15 protein-coding genes and 1 pseudogene are annotated in these 17,705 nt (G+C 52.5%); 6 read left to right on the top strand and 10 right to left on the bottom strand.

Annotation, left to right across the window (positions count from 1 at the left end):
* Positions 1–261: 261 nt before the first annotated feature.
* Both RSA72_RS10490 and RSA72_RS10485 read right to left on the bottom strand, forming a co-directional pair.
* The gene (locus tag RSA72_RS10490) at positions 262–1,263 is read right to left on the bottom strand and encodes a hypothetical protein (RefSeq protein WP_332623111.1); all 1,002 of its coding nucleotides are present in this window, start codon (positions 1,261–1,263) and stop codon (positions 262–264) included.
* Between the two features lie 39 nt (positions 1,264–1,302).
* On the bottom strand, positions 1,303–2,343 hold the full coding sequence (locus RSA72_RS10485) for an alpha/beta fold hydrolase (RefSeq protein ID WP_332623110.1): 1,041 nt from the start codon (positions 2,341–2,343) through the stop codon (positions 1,303–1,305).
* Between the two features lie 404 nt (positions 2,344–2,747).
* Here RSA72_RS10485 and RSA72_RS10480 point away from each other — a divergent pair, with 404 nt between their 5' ends.
* Positions 2,748–3,362: a carbonic anhydrase gene (locus RSA72_RS10480; protein WP_332623109.1), complete on the top strand. Its 615-nt coding sequence runs from the start codon at positions 2,748–2,750 to the stop codon at positions 3,360–3,362.
* Between the two features lie 85 nt (positions 3,363–3,447).
* On the opposite strand, the gene RSA72_RS10475 is transcribed toward RSA72_RS10480, so the two are convergent.
* Positions 3,448–4,077 carry an arylesterase gene (locus tag RSA72_RS10475; protein ID WP_443098298.1) on the bottom strand — a complete coding sequence of 210 codons (630 nt, stop codon included), beginning with the start codon at positions 4,075–4,077 and terminating at the stop codon, positions 3,448–3,450.
* 23 nt (positions 4,078–4,100) lie between these two features.
* On the opposite strand from RSA72_RS10475, the gene RSA72_RS10470 reads away from it, so the two are divergent.
* Positions 4,101–4,826: an ABC transporter ATP-binding protein gene (locus RSA72_RS10470; RefSeq protein ID WP_332623108.1), complete on the top strand. Its 726-nt coding sequence runs from the start codon at positions 4,101–4,103 to the stop codon at positions 4,824–4,826.
* A 1-nt stretch (position 4,827) separates the two neighbouring features.
* Entirely contained in the window at positions 4,828–7,314 is a 2,487-nt protein-coding gene (locus RSA72_RS10465) for an ABC transporter permease (RefSeq protein WP_332623107.1), read from the top strand.
* A 25-nt stretch (positions 7,315–7,339) separates the two neighbouring features.
* Here the strand turns inward: RSA72_RS10465 and RSA72_RS10460 are convergent, their stop codons facing one another.
* Positions 7,340–8,155: a rhomboid family intramembrane serine protease gene (locus RSA72_RS10460; protein ID WP_332623106.1), complete on the bottom strand. Its 816-nt coding sequence runs from the start codon at positions 8,153–8,155 to the stop codon at positions 7,340–7,342.
* 78 nt (positions 8,156–8,233) lie between these two features.
* Between RSA72_RS10460 and mtgA the strand changes: the two genes are divergently transcribed.
* Positions 8,234–8,908, top strand: a complete 675-nt coding sequence (mtgA, locus tag RSA72_RS10455) for a monofunctional biosynthetic peptidoglycan transglycosylase (protein ID WP_332623105.1) — start codon at positions 8,234–8,236, stop codon at positions 8,906–8,908.
* A gap of 117 nt (positions 8,909–9,025) precedes the next feature.
* A complete protein-coding gene (ppk1, locus tag RSA72_RS10450; RefSeq protein ID WP_332623104.1) occupies positions 9,026–11,107 on the top strand; it encodes a polyphosphate kinase 1 in 2,082 nt (693 codons plus the stop codon).
* A 61-nt stretch (positions 11,108–11,168) separates the two neighbouring features.
* On the opposite strand, the gene RSA72_RS10445 is transcribed toward ppk1, so the two are convergent.
* The 5 genes from RSA72_RS10445 to rubA all read right to left on the bottom strand — a co-directional run bounded on the left by RSA72_RS10445 (position 11,169) and on the right by rubA (position 15,770).
* On the bottom strand, positions 11,169–11,789 hold the full coding sequence (locus RSA72_RS10445) for a LuxR C-terminal-related transcriptional regulator (protein ID WP_332633156.1): 621 nt from the start codon (positions 11,787–11,789) through the stop codon (positions 11,169–11,171).
* Between the two features lie 644 nt (positions 11,790–12,433).
* The gene (gene oxyR, locus RSA72_RS10440) at positions 12,434–13,339 is read right to left on the bottom strand and encodes a LysR family transcriptional regulator OxyR (protein ID WP_332624389.1); all 906 of its coding nucleotides are present in this window, start codon (positions 13,337–13,339) and stop codon (positions 12,434–12,436) included.
* A gap of 13 nt (positions 13,340–13,352) precedes the next feature.
* The gene (estB, locus tag RSA72_RS10435; RefSeq protein ID WP_332624390.1) at positions 13,353–14,291 is read right to left on the bottom strand and encodes an esterase EstB; all 939 of its coding nucleotides are present in this window, start codon (positions 14,289–14,291) and stop codon (positions 13,353–13,355) included.
* A gap of 56 nt (positions 14,292–14,347) precedes the next feature.
* Complete coding sequence (locus tag RSA72_RS10430) at positions 14,348–15,529, bottom strand: NAD(P)/FAD-dependent oxidoreductase (RefSeq protein ID WP_332633154.1); 1,182 nt, start codon at positions 15,527–15,529, stop codon at positions 14,348–14,350.
* Between the two features lie 76 nt (positions 15,530–15,605).
* Positions 15,606–15,770, bottom strand: a complete 165-nt coding sequence (rubA, locus tag RSA72_RS10425; protein ID WP_005008208.1) for a rubredoxin RubA — start codon at positions 15,768–15,770, stop codon at positions 15,606–15,608.
* Positions 15,771–16,266: 496 nt separating this feature from the next.
* Between rubA and RSA72_RS10420 the strand changes: the two genes are divergently transcribed.
* Positions 16,267–16,809, top strand: coding sequence for an adenine phosphoribosyltransferase (locus tag RSA72_RS10420; protein WP_332633149.1), 543 nt, complete (start codon positions 16,267–16,269; stop codon positions 16,807–16,809).
* 133 nt (positions 16,810–16,942) lie between these two features.
* Here the strand turns inward: RSA72_RS10420 and RSA72_RS10415 are convergent.
* Positions 16,943–17,603 (bottom strand): annotated as a pseudogene (locus RSA72_RS10415) (IS1595 family transposase).
* Between the last annotated feature and the right edge of the window lie 102 nt (positions 17,604–17,705).

Here is a 17,705-nt window from a genome sequence, read left to right as displayed (position 1 = left end):
AGGGGAGATTTATCAATCAGTAATAATGAAATTACGCTTAACTGATCAGCATTATCTCAATAGAGGCTATTTTTATATGCCTTTGGCGGAATGCCAGAAAGTGTTTATTGGCGCGGCGTTTAAATACTAAAATAATTGGGGAGGAAAACGCGTTTTTCCCCCTGATTGCATCTATGCCGCCCGGCGGTCAGAGTTTCCTGTGAAGCCCTGCCCGCAGGCGGAAAATATAATCTTATCTATGGCCAAATCTTTTGCGCAAGCCTACTGCGCTAGAATCCGCTGCGCTTCATCTGAATAATAAAACCGTTCCAAATGCGCCCGCGCGCGCTGCCGCAAGTACTTTGAGCTGATCACCTGCTGCATCACGGGATTGAGCAAATCCTGCAGTTCATGCTGAATTAAGGCTTCATCAATATTCAAGTCGCGCAGCAGCAGGTCAAAAGGGCGCTCCTGATTGCGGATATACCACGCATACACACCGTCATGCACCTGCTGCTTCAAGTAATCCGACTGGCGGATATGATCCCAAATTTCATGGCCTAAGCCCACGGTTTCAGGCAAGTCCTGCACTTCGATATAGTTTTTCAGCACGGCAGCCGGCATGCTTTTGATTTTATGCCAGAGATTGGCCTGAAAATGATACAGCTTATGGTCGTCAAAGTGCTGATTCAGCACGTGTTCGCTCATTTGGCTGAACTTCAGGATATTTTTCTGCAGATATTTGCTGACCGCGCTGTCCAGATTGGTATCGGTGACATTTTCCAGCACCGATTTGCTCATTTTCATAAAGCGCGACACGCCGGGCACGCTTTTGGCAATCACAGAATTATCCGCATAGTCCTGAATGGCGTGCTGAATCAGCTGGGTGATCATGGCGGAAAAAGCCGGGTTATTGACCACAGCCTTAATCAGGCGCTGGCGGTGGCCGCTTTTGCTGGCCACGTACTGCGCAATTTTATCCACAGTCAGAACCGGAATAATATCGGCAATTGCCGTGCCGTCATTTGCCGGGTGGATCAGCGCGAATTTAATCTGCTCAGCAATTTGCTCCAGCAAAAAACTGCTGGCAGGGGTTTGCAGAATCTGCTTCTGAATTAGCGCATTAATCTGTTCAAAGCTCCACAGCTGCTGCAGGGGCTGCTTTCTGAACCAGTGATAAAAGCTTAAAAACTCGCTCTGAAGCGTATCCGCCTGAGCAAAGTTCAGGTCTAAAAAATTCAGCTGCGCATCAATCAGCTGCTCTATCATCGGGTTTTTCTGCATGCTGTCCTTCAGCGCCAAGTTGATTTAAAACCGGGCCTATCAGTTTAAAGGGATAAGTTTATCCGCAAGCGGGTTTTTAAACTTTTGGCTTTTTGCCAGGAAAGGCAGGTAATGATCTGCGACTTCCCGTTCAGCCTCTAAAATTGGCATATGGCCAACATTGTTAAGGATGACAGGAGCTTCTGCGCGTTTCAATAAAGATTTCAGCTCATTTGCGGCTTCAACATTAATGATCTTGTCCTGCCTGCCCCAAAGAATCAGGGTGGGCGCTTCAACCGCCTGGGTCAGGCGGGCAAAGCTGTCCGGTGTATAAATCCGGTTCATCGCCGCCACCTGATCAATCATTTTGCTGGTTTGATCTGACTGCGCGATCAGCAGTTTTTCCTGCGCCTGCTTCAGCTTGAAAGGCATCGCCGGCGGATTTTGCATCAGCTGATGCATCACTTCATCTAAATCGCCCGGCTTGGAAACAATCAGCTGCTTTAAGGCGTAGGGGTTTTTGGAATATGCAGTTGTGGCCTGCCTGTAAATGCCGGCGCTGTTCAGCAGAAACAGGCTTTGCGTGTCAAAAGGGTACTGCGCAGCGTAAACCGTGGCAATTGAGCCGCCCAGCGAATGCCCGGCAACATTCAGCCGGTCTTCAATCTCAATTTTTTCCGCAAACTGGCGCAGCTGCTCAGTCACATTCGGCACGGAAGCATCAAAGTTGGCCGGCACCCGGGTGTCGCCATTGCTGGGCAAGTCGGGAATGATGACGTGGTAATACGGCGTCAGATAGTGCGCCACGCGGTTCCAGTTGTCGCGGCTGCCGGCCAGGCCGTGAATCAGCAAAATGGAAGGGTTGGTGCGGGAACCGCCTTCGCTGTAGCTCCAGGCCACACTGCCGACCTGCACGGTTTTAGCTGTCAGCCCGGCTGCTTTGCGCTCCTGAAGCAGGTGGTTCAGCAGAATCTGCGGCGGAATTATGGCTGGCGGAAGCGCGCTGTCTGCATCTGCAAAGCTGGGCTCGCCCAAGAGCAGCAGGCAGCTGAGGCAGCTCAGTTTCAGCGCGCGGCTGAGTGTCGAATGCAATCCTTTCATTGACTGGCTTGATCCCTAAATACAGCTTGAATTTGTTATGGCGTTTATTGAGCAATGGCCTGCGCGGGAACATCTGGCTTAGGGCAGGCGCTTTGGAAGATATTGTAGTCCAAATGGCCGGCTTGTCACGTTAAGCTTTTTTGACCCAATTCGTTCAGATTGCATGAAATGTGAACTGCGTCTAGAAAACTGGGGGAGTTTGCACAGAAAAAGATTTATGCATTGGCATTTTATGCCGTTCTGAGCGCGCAAGCCGCGGCGCAAACCGCAGCCCGGCGGCGCGCCGCGTGAAAAAAAGGCCAGAAAAAACCGGCCTGAGAAAAACCCGCCAGCTAATGTTTTGCAAGTGACATTCCCTAGGCCGCGGATTAAAATGTGAAAACTTCAAATAAGGATGGAAGAACATGCTAACAGCAGAAGAAGCTTTAGATCGTTTAAAAAAAGGCAACGAACGTTTTGTTAATGGTCAAACCAAGCATCTGACGCTTTTGACGCATCAGCAGCGGGCGGAAATGGCTGAAAGCCAGGAGCCGTTTGCGATTATACTGGGCTGTTCAGACTCGCGCGTGCCGGCGGAAATGGTTTTTGACCAGGGCTTGGGTGACCTGTTTGTGATCCGCGTTGCGGGCAATATTGTTGCGCCGTCACAAGTCGGCAGTGTGGAATTCGCCGCTGACAGTTTCGGCTGCCCTCTGGTGATTGTTTTGGGCCATACCCACTGCGGCGCCATTCATTCAACTATCGAAGCGCTGATGAACCCTGCGTCGCCGCCTTCTGCAAACCTGATGTCTATTGTGAACCGCGTGCGCCCATCCGTTGAAATTTTACTGCAGACCGAACTGAAAGATGATTTGGAAAAATTATCCGTGCATGCGGTGCGCTCCAATGTTTTCGCCTCGGTCAATCAGCTGCGCCACGGTTCAGCTGTGCTGGAAAGCCTGATTGCCAAAGGCAAGCTGAAAGTGGTTGGCGCAGAATATTCGCTGGAAACCGGCGAAGTCACGTTCTATGACTTCTAAGCTGATTTTCTAATTCAGCCATTCTTATGAAAGTTGTTGAAGGCGCTTTGGATAAAGCGCCTTTTGCTTTTTATAAGCAGCCTTTTTATAAGCTGCTTTTAATATAGGGATAGGCATTGTTCAATAAAGCCGGCTGCGCTTTGGCATTCGGATGAATCTGATCATTCTGCATCAGGCTTCGGTTGCCTGCGACGCCTTCCATAAAGAACGGCAGCAGCTTCACGCGGTACTGCCGGCTGACGGTCTGGTAACTGCTTTCAAAGGCTTTGCTGTAGGCTGTGCCGTAATTGGGCGGAATCTTCATGCCGAAGACCACTACTTTGGCTTTGGCTTGCTGGCTTTTTTCAATCAGCTGCGCCAGATTTTTCTGAATCATCTGCGGCGGCTGGCCGCGCAGGCCGTCATTGCCTCCCAGCTCAATCACCACCACATGCGGCTGATGGGCCTGCAGCAGTTTCGGCAGGCGCGCCAAAGCGCCGCTGGTGGTTTCGCCGCTGACGCTTGCATTGACCACTTTATGCTGTTTCGGATACTGTTGCTCTAAGCGTTTCTGCAGCAGATGCACCCAGCCCTGCTGCGGCTGCAGCCCATAGCCTGCGCTTAAGCTGTCGCCGACAATCATAATGGTTTTGGCGCAGGCCAGCATAGGCGCAAGGCACAGGCCCAGCGCCGTCAGGCGGAGGAGGGCGCGGAATTTTTGACCGCGGCGCTGCATATGATTTTGCATAGAGGGAAGCTATGACCCAATTGACGACTGAGCCATCCATCATGCCACAGGCGATTATTTCTGCACAGCAGTTGACGCAAAAGATCCAGCTTGCGGATAAAGAGCTGCGCATTTTTGAAAATTTGAACCTGCAGATCCATGCAGGCGAGCAGGTCGCCATTACCGGGCGCTCCGGTTCCGGAAAATCCACTTTGCTGGGGATTTTAGCCACGCTGGATCAGGCCAGTTCAGGGCATTTGCAGGTTTGCGGAGCAGCCATTGAGCAGCTGAATGAAGAGCAGCGCGCTGCCGTGCGCCTCAAGCATATCGGCTTTGTCTTTCAGTCCTTTCAGCTGCTGCCGCATTTAAGCGCGCTGGAAAATGTCATGCTGCCTTTGCGCCTGCAGCCGCATTTCAATTATGCGGAAGCGGAGCGCAAAGCCTTGGCGCTGCTGGCCAAAGTCGGGCTGGAGCGCCAGGCTGCGCAAACGCCGAAAGTGCTGTCCGGCGGGGAGCAGCAGCGGGTGGCGATTGCCCGCGCGCTGATCAGCCAGCCGCAGATTATCTTTGCCGATGAGCCGACCGGCAATCTGGATGGCGCAACCGCCAGGGAAATTGAACAGCTGCTGTTTCAGCTGAACCGCGAATTGGGCACCACACTGATTTTAGTCACCCATGATCCGCGGCTGGCAGCCCAGTGCCAGCGCCATTATGAACTGGCCGATGGTCAGCTGACTGAACATCTGCAGAGGGCATGAGATGAACGCGCTGTTCCGTCCGCTATTAACGCAAAGCTTTAAAAGCACCGGGGTTTATCTGCTGATTATCGCCCTGACCTTGGCCATCAGCGCGACCACTGCGCTGAAGTTCAGCAATGCGCAGATTCAGAACGCCGTAGCCCTGCAGGCAGCCGAAATGCTGGCGGGGGATCTGGTGCTGAGCGACAGCGCGCCGCTTGCCCAGTCATGGAAAGATCAGGCGTCGCAGCTGCAGCTGAAGCAGAGCGAAGTGACCATGTTCGGTTCCATGGCGCATACCTCAGATCAGTTTGTCATGGTCAATGTCAAAGCCATCGACGGGTCTTTTCCATTGCGCGGCGAGCTTCGCCTGCAGCCGGCGGCGCAGCGGATTCAATCCGGCGAAGTCTGGCTGAGCCAGCGCGCGATGGATCTGCTGCAGGTTAAAATCGGCGATGCGCTGCATATCGCCGATGGCGCCTTTAAGGTCACAGCCAAGATTGCGCATGACTCCAATCAGGAGCTGGGCTTCAGCGGCTTTTCCCCGACGGTGATCATTTCCCGGCAGGACGTCGCCAAGACCCATGCAGTGCAGGCCGGCAGCCGCATTGAATACCGCCTGCTGCTGGCGGGCGCTGCTGAAAATACCCGGCAGTTTGAACAGCGCTTTAAGCAGCTGCGGCATCCTGAAGCTGGCGCCAAAACACAGCTGGCGGATGGAGCGGCGGCGGATGAGCAAAGCAGCCTGCGCTTAAGAAACGCCAGCGAAGGCAATACCCGCCTGATGAAGCCGATTGCCAATTTGGATACCTTTCTGCAGCTGGCGAATATTCTGACCATTCTGCTCTGCGGCATTGCGATTGCCTTAAGCAGCCAGCGCTATGTGCAGCAGAATCAGGATCATATCGCCCTGATGCGCTGCATGGGCGCGTCCAGGCAGCAGATTCTCCAGGCCTATCTGGCGCTGCTGGCGGCGGTCTTTGCAATTGCCATGCTGATAGGCAGCCTGTTTGGCATGGGCCTCGGTTTTACTTTGCTGCAATTAATGCTGCAGCTGATTCCGCATTTAAATGTGGCGTTTTCCGCCAGCGCGATGCTGCTGGGGCCATTGCCGGTGGCCATGCTGACCAGCGCTGCGGTGCTGCTGGGCTTTGTCTTGCCGAGCCTTTGGCAGCTGCTGAATACCCCGCCGGTCCGGGTCATCCGCCAGCAGGAAAAACCGCTGCAGTCCATGCTGTGGATGCTGCTGGCCGGCACCGTCAGCCTGGCGCTGTTCAGCGCGGTGTTGACTGAAAATTTGGCGCTGACCGCATGGGTGATGGGCGCAGTTATTGCGCTGTGCGCGGTGCTTTATCTGCTGGTCTGGACTGTGCTGAAGTTTATCCGCAGCCTGAAGACCGGCCTTTCCGCCTATGTGCGCACGCCGTATCAGACCGCATTTCAAATTACTGCGCTGGCTTTGGGCCTGAGCCTGATTACGGTGCTGGCGGTGCTGCGCACAGATTTGCTGGAGCGCTGGCAGCAGCAGCTGCCGGCAGGCACGCCCAATCAGTTTGTCTATGGCCTGCCGCCCTTGGATATGCCTGCATTCAGGCAGCAGCTGGACGCGCACGGCTGGACAGGCACGCCGCTGTATCCCAACGTGCGCGGGCGCCTGGTGGCGAAGAATGGCCAGCCTTTTGCCGCAGCGCTGGTGCAGGGCAATAATTCGCTGCGCCGCGAGCTGAATTTGACTCAGGCCGCATCCTATCCGGCAGACAATAAAATTCTCAGCGGTGCAGCTAAATTCAGCCAGAGCGGCCAAGTCTCGGTTGAGGCGGAAACCGCCGCGGAACTGGGCATCCAAATTGGCGACCGGCTGACCTTCAGTCTGCCTGAAGGCCCGCTGCAGGCGCAGGTTGTCAACCTGCGCAGCGTGGAGTGGGAAAGCTTCAGTCCGAATTTCTTCTTTATTTTTTCACCGCAGACTATGGATGAAAATGCCGGCAGCTATCTGGGCAGCTTTTATGTGCCGGATGCGGAAAAGCCGCAGCTGATTGCGCTGATTCAGCAGTTTTCCAATACCGTATTTATTGATGTCAGCCTGATTCTGGATGAAATCAGGCGCATTGTCAGCCTGCTGGTGCAGATCGTCAGCATTTTAGCGGCGCTGGTGGCGCTGTCCGGCATTTTAGTGCTGGCGGCCTGCCTGAATCTGCTGATGGATGAGCGCAAGCGCGAAGTGGCTTTGCTGCGCGCGTTCGGCGGCTCCAGGCAGAAAATGAAGCGCATGCTGAGCATGGAAATCGGCTTTATGGGCCTGATTGCAGGCTTGGTATCCTGCCTGTTTGCGGAAGTGATCAGCGCTGTCGCCAGCTATAAAATGGATCTGGCGGTGCAGCTGCATGGCGGAATATGGCTGATTCTGCCGCCGCTGATGGCGCTGCTGTGCGCGCTGATTGGCCGTTACCGCCTGAGTTATCTCTGCGATATTCCGCCGCTGCAAAGCCTGCGCGAGATGAATCAGTAGCTGCGACGCGGCGCTGCGTTTGGGCCTATCCGGCGGAACGGTTCATCCATTGAATCAGCTCCTGCCAAAGCGGGGTGATGTACACCACCAGCGACAGGCAGTATTGATAAATGAACCAACAGGCTGCCAGGCCCAGCAGCAGGCTGGCCAGATTGACCATCGGCGCGCGCTGAATCTTCTGTCCGAAATACCATGCCGCAGCCAGAAAAGCCCCCATGAGCATGCCGCCGATATGGGCTGCGTTATTGATGCCGCTGATCATAAAGCCCATCGCCAGGTTGATGGCCATCACGCTGACCAAGGTTTTTTTGTCCAGCAGAAAACGCTGCTGCGGCAGCACAGGCAGCAGCGACAGCACCGTGAGCGCCGCGCCAAGTCCCATCACTGCGCCTGATGCGCCGGCGCCGACGCTCGGCAGCAGTTCGCGGTTGGCTGCGCCGGTGCGGAGCAGCTCGTATGTGTCCTGAATCGACACATAGCCGCTGAGCAGGGAACCGCTGATGCCGGCCAGAAAATACAGCCCGATGAAATACATGCGCCCCAGCATCTGTTCGGCAATGCTGCCGAAAATATACAGCGCCCACATATTCAGCATGAGGTGGATCAGGCCGAAATGAAAAAACATGCTGGTGAGCAGGCGGACGGGTTCCGCTAAAAAGCTTAAAGGTGCATAATCAGCACCCCAGCGGATCGCATCGGCAGTGCTTGGATTGCTGATGTCCATGCCATGCAGGACTTGCCACGCAAACAGCCCGGTATTGACGGCAATCAGCAGGGCGGTAAACCACCACAGCTGAATTTCAAGTTTAGCGTTTACTTGCGGAGGTGAAAGTTCTGGCATGCTATTCTTTTGCGGTGATTATTCGTTTAATAACAAGCTTAACATGAAAAAACAGATTTTCCGGAGCAGCCGACTGACATGAAAGCCTTTCTTGCCCGCACTTTAGTCATTCTGGTCAGTCTGGCGCTTTTGGTGCAGTTGTGGATTTTTGCCAGCTTGGCCTGGTGGCGCACCCATCCTGTGGATAGCACCATGATGATGCGCCTGGACTACTGGTCAGATCCGTCTGAGCCGATTAAGCATGAATGGCGCGATTACAGCCAGATCAGCGATTACATGAAGCATGCCGTAGTGGCGGCCGAAGACGGCAAATTCCTGCAGCACAGCGGCTTTGACTGGGAAGGCATGCAGTTTGCGTTGGAGCGCAATAAAGACCAGGGCAAAGTGGTGGCGGGCGGCTCCACGATTTCGCAGCAGCTGGCCAAGAACCTGTTTTTATACAATAAGCGCTCATTTCTGCGCAAAGGCCAGGAAGCTGTTGCGACCTGGATGATGGAGCGCATGTGGTCGAAAGAGCGCATTTTGGAAGTGTATTTGAACTCGGTGGAATTCGGCGATAATATTTACGGCGTTGAAGCTGCGACCCAGTATTATTTCGGCAAAAGCTCGCGCAGCCTGAGCCGGGAGCAGGCGGCCTTTCTGGCGGCGATTCTGCCCAATCCAAAGTATTATCAGGAGCACCGCGCTGACCGCAAGCTGCAGTACCGCAAGCGCATGATCCAGCGCTATATGCGCTATAGCCATATTCCCTGATGGATGCACTTGTGGAGCAAAAAAAGCCTAGAAATTCAGGCTTTTTTTTATGAAATTGTCACAAAATTGAAGCATACTTATGGCCATGCACCGCACTTTTAAAAGCATAGGTTAGATATGAATACGGCAGCTGAAACTCCGCCTGCACAAACTGAATATACTTATAATGACCGCTATATCAATCGCGAACTGTCGATTTTAGATTTCCACCTGCGGGTGCTGGAACAGGCGGTCGATCCGCTGCATCCTCTGCTGGAGCGCATGAACTTCCTGCTGATTTTTTCGCGCAATCTGGATGAGTTCTTTGAAATCCGCGTGGCGGGCGTCATGGAGCAGCTGGACTTGGGCAATGAAAGCCGCAGCCCGGACGGCCTGACGCCAAAGCAGGTGCTGGATCAGATTTCAGCCACTGCGCATGCCGCCATTGAGCGCCAGTACCGCATCCTGAATCAGGAAATTTTAAACAAGCTGCGCGAAGAAGACATCTGCTTCCTGCGCCGCGGCGAACTCACGCCTGCGCAGTCGGCATGGGTGAAAAAATATTTTCAGGAGCAGGTGGCGCCGGTTCTTACCCCAATCAGCCTGGACCCTGCGCATCCATTCCCGCGCCTGGTCAATAAAAGCCTGAACTTTATTGTGACGCTGGAAGGCAAGGACGCTTTTGGCCGGCAGATTGATCTGGCGGTTGTGCCTGCGCCGCGCTCACTGCCGCGCGTGGTGCGCCTGCCGGACGAGCTGACCGGCGGCAAAGAGCACCATGTGATGCTGTCCGCCATTATCCATGAGCATGTTTCCGACCTTTTCCCGGGCATGACCGCAACCGGCTGCTACCAGTTCCGCGTGACGCGCAATGCCGACTTGGCTTTAAATGAAGATGTTGAAGACTTGGCCAAGGCGCTGAAAGGCGAATTAAGCTCGCGCCGCTTTGGCCGCGCGGTGCGTCTGGAAGTGACGCACAACTGTCCGAAGCATATTTACGATTATCTGCTGGATGAGTTCGATCTGGACGAAGAGCAGCTGTACAAGGTCGATGGCCCGGTCAATCTGGCGCGCCTGCTGTCCAACTTCAAGCGCCCGCATTTGCGCTACGACTCGCATACGCCGGTCATTCCCAAGGTGCTGAAAAAATCTGAAAATATTTTCAGCGCCATGCAGAAGCAGGACATCCTGCTGCATCATCCTTATGAATCCTTTGCGCCGGTGATTAACCTGCTGCGCGAAGCGGCGCGCGACCCGCAGGTGCTGGCGATTAAGCAGACCCTGTACCGCAGCGGCGCAGATTCTGAAATTGTGCAGGTGCTGGCCGAAGCCGCCCGCAACGGCAAGGAAGTGACCGCGGTGATTGAGCTGCGCGCGCGCTTTGATGAGGAGTCCAATATTGCGGTGGCCAATGTGCTGCAGGAAGCCGGCGCGGTGGTGGTTTACGGCATTGTCGGCTATAAAACCCATGCCAAAATGATTCTGGTGGTGCGCCGCGAGAACAATAAGCTGGTGCGCTATGTGCATTTGGGCACGGGCAACTATCATGCCGGCAACGCGCGGATTTATACTGACTATGGCCTGCTCACTACCGACAAAGAGCTGTGCGAAGATGTGCACCGCATTTTTCAGGAGCTGACCGGCATGGGCAAAATGGCCAAGCTGAAAAAGCTGCTGCACGCGCCTTTTACCCTGCATGCGCAATTGATCAATTTTATTGATGATGAAATTGCCAATGCCAAAGCCGGCAAGCCGGCGCAGATTATTGTTAAAGTCAATGCGCTGACCGAAATGCAGCTGATCAACAAGCTGTATGAAGCGTCGCAGGCGGGCGTGCAGATTGACCTGATCATCCGCTCCATCTGCTGCCTGCGCCCGGGCCTGCCGGGGCTGTCGGAAAATATCCGCGTGCGCTCAATTGTCGGGCGCTTCCTTGAGCATACCCGTGTGTATTACTTCGGCAATAACGGCGATGCGCGCATTTACTGCTCAAGCGCGGACTGGATGGACCGCAACCTGTTCAACCGTGTGGAAGCCTGCTTCCCGGTTGAAGATCCGGCCTTGAAGAAGCGCATTTACCAGCAGGGCCTGCTGAACTATCTGCAGGACAATCAGCAGTCCTGGTTGCTGCAGGGCGATGGTACATGGGTGCGCGTGCAGGCTGCGGAAGGCGAAGCGCCGCATAACTCGCAGCGCCTGCTGCTGGAAATGATTAAGTGACCCAGCGGCAAAACCGAAAAACCATGATCGACAGGGCGCCTTGAGCGCCCTGTTTATTGCGCTAAGCCGAAGGGCTGCGCGCGGCCAGCTTTCTGAAGATATTTCTGATCAAGCCGTCAACCTGATAGGCGGAAAGCTTTAAGCGCGCCGCAGTCTGCTCAGCCGTGCTGGACTGGCTGATCAGCTGAAGAATCTGCTGTTCAGCAGGGCTGAGCGGCTTGACAGCTGCGCTGCTTCCGGCGCTATTGAAGGCTTCTTGCAGCAGGCAGCGCGCAAACTGCGGATGCAGCGCCGCGCCGCCGCGCAAAATGCTTTTCATCTGCTGCAGCGCAGCTTCGGCGGATGCGCCGTCCAGCAGGTAAGCGTCCGCGCCCGCCTGAAGGGCTGCAGAAATTAATTCAGTCTGCGCTGCCTGATGGAAAGTCACTAAATGGCTGGAAGGGCAGCAGTGTTTAATTGTTTTGATGAAATTCAGGTCTGCGCGCTCAAAAGCGCTGTAAAAAATCAGGTTGGGCAGATGCTGAATCATCAGCTTTTCTGCAGCATCAAGCGTCTGCCCGGACATAATCAGCTCCTGGGGATAGCCCATATCTTTCAGAATATTCCGCAGCAGCGGCTCGGGCAGGGCAGCGCGGCGGTTAATCAGCAGCACCGGTACAGGCAGAATGAGATCATTGACCATGAATTCAGGTACTCTAGAATCAATTGCATTAAAAAAAATTACCTTCAGTGCAGTCAACTTTGCATGAAAAAGCCGCAAAATAATATCCCAAAAAATAGGTATTTATAGAGTAAATTATATTTAAGTGACTGTGGTTAAAAAGTTATTTATAAATTTTTAATTTTATTTTCTGGGGCTGGCGCTTCGGCGCGGCTTGCTGATTCAGGGCCTGATCTGCCCAGCTAAAGGCGCGTGCCGGCGCTGTGCGCGGGGGGCAGCGCTTTCGCCTGCAGGGGAAATTTCTCCCAGCTTTTTTCAGCGCAATGCAATCTAGGCTGCCTGAACTGAATTTTCCGCGGCATTGCCCCCGCATCTTCCAGCCGGCTGATTTGAATAATGGTTAAAAATACCCAAAAATGGGGATATACCCAGCTTTATCAGCTGTTTAATATGAGGCATCTTCTGGCTTATCTGGCTAGCCGGAAGATTTATAAAGGATATAGATGATTTAATACTCGAGTGTGAAATCATCTGTATGTTTTCCTTAACTGGGCAGCTGTAATTGGCTTGCCCTTTTTCTTTTGCGCTTGATCTGAAAATTTCAGCAATAAAAAAAGGAGCATTGCATGCTCCTTTTCTATATTTGAAATCACCGCATGGATAAATTAATGCAGGTTCTGCGTAATTTTCTGCAGAATCTGCAGCAGCACGTCAAATTCGCTTTGCAGCGGCGTGCTTTTGCGGGTCACTAAAGCCAGCGTGCGGCTTGGCCCTGCTTCAACCGGCTTAACCGCCAGATGCTGATCCGCCTTAATCATATTGGTATGAATCGCGATTTCAGGAAGCAGGGTAAAGCCCAAATCTGCAGAAACCATTTCCACCAGCGTCGGCAGGGAGCTGGCTTTCAGGCGGTGGTCATTTTTACGCTCGCCAATCGGGCACGCGCTGAGGGCATGGTCACGCAGGCAGTGGCCTTCTTCCAGCAGCATTAAGCGCGACAGGTCCAAATCATCCAGAGACACTGCATGGGCAGCGTTCTGGTCGGCGCAATTATGCACGAGGTAAAGGCTTTCTTTTGCAATTTCAGCAACTTTTAAGCCGCGGGTGTCAAAAGGCAGGGCCAAAACCACCATGTCTAAATTGCCGTGTTCCAGCTTTTCCACAATCTTTTCACTTTGCGCTTCATGCAGGTGCAGCTGGATTTTAGGCAGCTGCTTATGCACTTCGTCTAAAAGCTGGGAAAGGATAAACGGCGCAATGGTCGGAATAATGCCAAGATGCAAATCGCCAGTGAGCGGCTCACTCATTTCACGGCTTAGGCGCATTAAGTCCTGCGCATCGGCCAAGAGAACACGTGCTCGGGCAACAACCTGCTCGCCGAGCGGCGTTAAACGGACATTTTGACGGTCGCGTTCTACAAGTACGCCGCCCAGCAGGCGCTCAAGTTCCATGATCCCGCCCGACAAAGTCGACTGGGTGACAAACGAACGGCGCGCAGCTTCGGTAAAATGCAGCGTTTCAGACAGTGTTACGAGATATGACAGCTGTCTTAAAGATGGTAATGCAGCCATAGTGTCCTAATGTTTATGATTTAAAGTGATCGGCAAATAAACCGCTAAGATATGGAATAAAGTGCGGTGGGATATCATGCCCCATTCCATCAATTAATTCAAATTTAGCGCCGGAAATTGCTTTCGCAACGGCTTTGCCGTGGCTTGGCGGGAGCAGGCGGTCACAAGACCCGTGCAGCACCAGAGTATTCTTCTGGATCTGCTTGTCCAGCTGCAGCAGCGAACCTGTACATAATATGGCTAAAAACTGCTGAAGTATACCTGCCGGATAATAACTGCGCTGATACAGCCGGCGGGCAGTCTGAATCGCTTCGAGCTGATTGAAGTAGCCTGGAGAGCCGATAATGCTGAATACCTTCAGGCTGTGGTTGATGATGCCGTCTTCATCATGCGAATCCGGCGTGCCGATCAGGCTGAACAGCTGCTTGGGAAACGGCGGCGGAAGCAGGGGCTGATTGTTGCTGGTGAACAGCAGGCCCAGATTTTTAATTTTTTCAGGATATTTCGCGGAAAGGATCTGCGCAATCATGCCGCCCATGGAGGCGCCGATGACATCGACCTGATCCAGACCCATGCGGTCAATCAGCAGGGAGGCGTCTTCCGCCATGTCATACAGGTCATACGGCGCGCCCTGATTTTCCAGCCCGACGGCAAAGCGGCTCATGAGCTTGAAAGTGTTCAGGCGCGGGCCTGGATTCCTGATTTTGGATGACAGTCCAGTGTCGCGGTTGTCAAAGCGGATGACGCGGTAGCCCTGATCAATCAGTGATTTGCAGAAAAAATCAGGCCAATACAGCATTTGCGCGCCTAGACCCATGACCAGAAGGATGGGCGGGTGCTCAGGATCGCCGCCGACTTCGACATGCAGTTCTATGCCATTGCCTAGATCGACTTTGGTTTCATGCATAAATGCCGTATATGGAGAATTGCTAAACTGCAAGGCGCTATTCATGTCCATTCTCCTTTAAAAGGACGCTTTTGTTTAAAAAACGTCCTTATATTAAACGCTTAAATTGCGGCCGGAATCAAGTCCGGAACCAGCTTGGTCAGCGCAAGGCGCTGCTTGCCTGCGGTGGCGCCCAGCAGTACAAAGCCGCGCAATGTGCCGTCGGCATCCACAGCTTTCGCCAGCATGCCGTCTTCCAGCGCTTCAGTTTCCCAGCTGACATCGGCGTCAACTGGCGCCGGCAAAACGGTCAGCGGCGCAGCCGGGGTTTTAACCGCAACCGGCATAGCAGGGTAGTGCACCGCAGTCTGTTCACCGTTCAGAGTTTTGGCCAAAGCGCGCGCCTGCTGCATAATCGGCATGACATACGGCAGCAGGGTGCCGTTGACTTCCGCGCAGTCGCCCATCGCGTAAATATCCGCCTGGCTGGTTTCCAGTCCGGCATTGGTCACTACCCCGCGGCGGGTATGAATATTGGCGGCTTTGGCCAAGGCGGTATTCGGCTGCAGGCCAATGGCGGAAAGCACAGCATCGGCTTTCAGGCTCTGGCCGCTGGCCAAAGTCACGAAATAGCTGCCGTGCTGGTCTTTGGACACTTTTTCAACAGTGGTGCCAAGCACAAAGTGAATGCCGGTTTTTTCCAGATTTTCTTTAAACACTTCAGCAGCATGCGCGGGAAGCAGGCGCCCCAGCGGCTGCGGCGCAAGGTCAATGACCGTGACGCTGTGGCCGGTATTCTGCAAATCATTGGCAAATTCGCAGCCGATCAGGCCTGCGCCTAAAATCACCACGCGCTTTTCATGGCATTCATCAATATGCGCGCGGAAGGCTTTGTAATCATTCAGGTTGTTGACTACATGAATGTCATCGCTGCCGTCACCGGCAATCGCCAGGCGGATTGGATTCGCGCCGATGGCTAACACCAGCTTGGAATAATCCTGCACAGAGGCCGCGCCATCCGCATTTTCCAGATGCAGCTGATGCGCCTGCGCTTCAATGGATTTGACCCAGGTATGATTGACAATTTTCATGTTCAGCTGCGCGGCCATTTTGGCGGCGTCGCCCAGGGCAATCTGTTCCGGCGCTTTTTTGCCCGCCAAGGCGTTGGATAATGTCGGCTTGGCGTAGTTTGCGGCGTCATCAGCGCAGATCATGATGAGTTCTTGTTCGGTGTTCAGCTTGCGGAATTCGCGCGCTGCGGCGTAGCCCGCCATGCCTGAACCGATAATGACAATAGGGTGCATACTCTGCTCCAAGCGCAATAGATATGATGTAGGCCTAAAAAAAGACCAGAAGGCAGCTGGTCTTTTGCTTTATGTGCTAAATTTCAACCATTTCAAAGTCGGCTTTAGACACGCCGCAGTCTGGGCAGGTCCAGTCGTCAGGGATGTCATCCCATTTTGTGCCCGCCACAATGCCGTCCTGCGGCCAGCCTTCTGCTTCGTCATAGATCCATCCGCAAACGATGCATTGATATTTTTTCATTTGACTCTCCAAAAACTGATCTAAACATAAGGATCAGTAAAAACTCATATACTGCAAGACTTTAATAATGTGATTTTAACGGATGCGGCTTTAACAGCAAACTCATGCATTAAATTTTTACGCAGTTCCCATTATAAAGTAAAGTACGTAAGAGTTTAATCAGTGAAATTAGAACCGGAACATCAGGCGGGGGCAAAAAATGTCAGAAAACCCGCCATGCGCTTAATTTTAACCCTGATTGATGTCATTTAAGCGGATGAATTGCGTTGCCTGCCGGTTTTGCGCCTTGATTTAGACTAAAGTCGTGATGCGGGTAAGCTGCTGATTTGCTAAATTATGATAAGGTATTTTCATACCTGTTATTTATTTAAAAAATGCAATAAATAAAATCAATAACTTAGCGCCTTACAATGCTTTTAGTATTCAGGGTTGGCTGTTCATTGTTCAATTTTGGCGCTAAAATTCAGCCATTCCTTTCTTATTTTGCAGTTCTCCTATGCGCAATTTGTCTGCTGTATTGTGGTCGCACATCCGTGCTGTTCCAGATTTTCCAAAACCGGGTATTTGCTTCTATGACCTGACGCCATTATTCATGAATAACATTGATCTGGTGGCAGACGCTTTAATCGCCAGCATTCCGGCGGAAAAATTAGCTGAAGCGGAGAGTTTTGTGGCTGTTGAGGCGCGCGGCTTTGTGCTGGCGAGCCTTTTGGCGCAGCGCACAGGCAAGGGCCTGATTCTGGTGCGCAAAGCGGGCAAGCTGCCGCCGCCGGTGGTGGGCGTAGGCTACAGCCTGGAATACGGCTTAGACCGCCTGGAAATGTCTGCGGATATTAAAAGCCAGAAAGTTATTTTGGTGGATGATGTGCTGGCCACCGGCGGAACATTGCGCGCCGTGAAGCAGCTTGCGGAAAAATGCCAGCATCAGGTTTTAGGCGCCAGCATTTTTCTGGATTTGCCGGACATGCATAAAGACTTGGGGCTGGAAATTTGGCCGGTTTTGGATGAGAAGTCCAAGCCGGAATCTCAGGCGGCTTAAGCCGGCCGGAAAATGCACTCAGGCCATCAGCTTGGGCGGGAAAAGCCCTGCAGCATGCGTAATGCCAGTTAGTTAAGAAACTGCCTGGCATTTTCTTTTTTAAACTTGCAATATTGTTTTGGGGCTTAGGAAGCTAAAGAGGGTTTTCACGGAGTAGTTTAAGCAAATCAAGGTACAAATTACGATGTCTATGATTGAAGCGATACTCCGTTTCTTTAAGATGTAGATAAAACATCTTTTTGTCAATTCCATTAAATTTAATCAGACGTTTTTTAGCATAGCCCCAGAATGACTCAATGCCGTTGATATGCCGATCTCCGCAAGCGAATTCATTGTCACCATGATTCACTCTAAGATGTTTATTAAAACCTATATCAACCAAGCCATCAGTATTAATCACTGAATCAAGCTCAAGATGACCTCTGGATAATGCCTTGGAGAGTAGCTTTAGAACAATCCGGTACTATTTCAGTATAAACATTACCTTCACGTTTCAGCAGTCCAAATACAATTGTTTTACCTGACGCTCCGCGGCCTCTTTTTCCTCTAACCCGCCGAGCGCCAAAGTAAGATTCATCAAGTTCAACTACACCGTTAAATGGTGAAACTTGTTCACATTTGTATGCTATTTTTTTACGAATTTTAATGAAGATAGAATTGATTGAACAGACAGAGATATTGGCCAATTGCGCTGTATCTGTTGCCGTGAAATCCATGGCAAAAAAGCGAATAATCTGTCTAAATTTCGCTTCACTGCTTTTTGAACGGGAATAGTATCTATTTTTATGTTTCATATTAGGAAGTTGCCATATAATTTGAATATGTTTACTTCCTAAGCCCCATTGTTTGATACGCGGAAGTGTCATCCGCAACCTGTATGGCCTTTGAAAAGGACT

This window comes from Acinetobacter sp., assembly GCF_036659555.1.
Lineage (GTDB): Bacteria > Pseudomonadota > Gammaproteobacteria > Pseudomonadales > Moraxellaceae > Acinetobacter.
This window is presented reverse-complemented; position numbering and strand designations above follow the sequence as displayed.

What these genes read in the sequence shown, in the direction of transcription:
- RSA72_RS10490 (WP_332623111.1), bottom strand. Translation starts at nt 1,263, where the DNA reads ATGCAGAAAAACCCGATGATAGAGCAGCTGATTGATGCGCAGCTGAAT.
- RSA72_RS10485 (WP_332623110.1), bottom strand. Translation starts at nt 2,343, where the DNA reads ATGAAAGGATTGCATTCGACACTCAGCCGCGCGCTGAAACTGAGCTGC.
- RSA72_RS10480 (WP_332623109.1), top strand. Translation starts at nt 2,748, where the DNA reads ATGCTAACAGCAGAAGAAGCTTTAGATCGTTTAAAAAAAGGCAACGAA.
- RSA72_RS10475 (WP_443098298.1), bottom strand. Translation starts at nt 4,077, where the DNA reads ATGCAGCGCCGCGGTCAAAAATTCCGCGCCCTCCTCCGCCTGACGGCG.
- RSA72_RS10470 (WP_332623108.1), top strand. Translation starts at nt 4,101, where the DNA reads ATGACCCAATTGACGACTGAGCCATCCATCATGCCACAGGCGATTATT.
- RSA72_RS10465 (WP_332623107.1), top strand. Translation starts at nt 4,828, where the DNA reads ATGAACGCGCTGTTCCGTCCGCTATTAACGCAAAGCTTTAAAAGCACC.
- RSA72_RS10460 (WP_332623106.1), bottom strand. Translation starts at nt 8,155, where the DNA reads ATGCCAGAACTTTCACCTCCGCAAGTAAACGCTAAACTTGAAATTCAG.
- mtgA (WP_332623105.1), top strand. Translation starts at nt 8,234, where the DNA reads ATGAAAGCCTTTCTTGCCCGCACTTTAGTCATTCTGGTCAGTCTGGCG.
- ppk1 (WP_332623104.1), top strand. Translation starts at nt 9,026, where the DNA reads ATGAATACGGCAGCTGAAACTCCGCCTGCACAAACTGAATATACTTAT.
- RSA72_RS10445 (WP_332633156.1), bottom strand. Translation starts at nt 11,789, where the DNA reads ATGGTCAATGATCTCATTCTGCCTGTACCGGTGCTGCTGATTAACCGC.
- oxyR (WP_332624389.1), bottom strand. Translation starts at nt 13,339, where the DNA reads ATGGCTGCATTACCATCTTTAAGACAGCTGTCATATCTCGTAACACTG.
- estB (WP_332624390.1), bottom strand. Translation starts at nt 14,291, where the DNA reads ATGAATAGCGCCTTGCAGTTTAGCAATTCTCCATATACGGCATTTATG.
- RSA72_RS10430 (WP_332633154.1), bottom strand. Translation starts at nt 15,529, where the DNA reads ATGCACCCTATTGTCATTATCGGTTCAGGCATGGCGGGCTACGCCGCA.
- rubA (WP_005008208.1), bottom strand. Translation starts at nt 15,770, where the DNA reads ATGAAAAAATATCAATGCATCGTTTGCGGATGGATCTATGACGAAGCA.
- RSA72_RS10420 (WP_332633149.1), top strand. Translation starts at nt 16,267, where the DNA reads ATGCGCAATTTGTCTGCTGTATTGTGGTCGCACATCCGTGCTGTTCCA.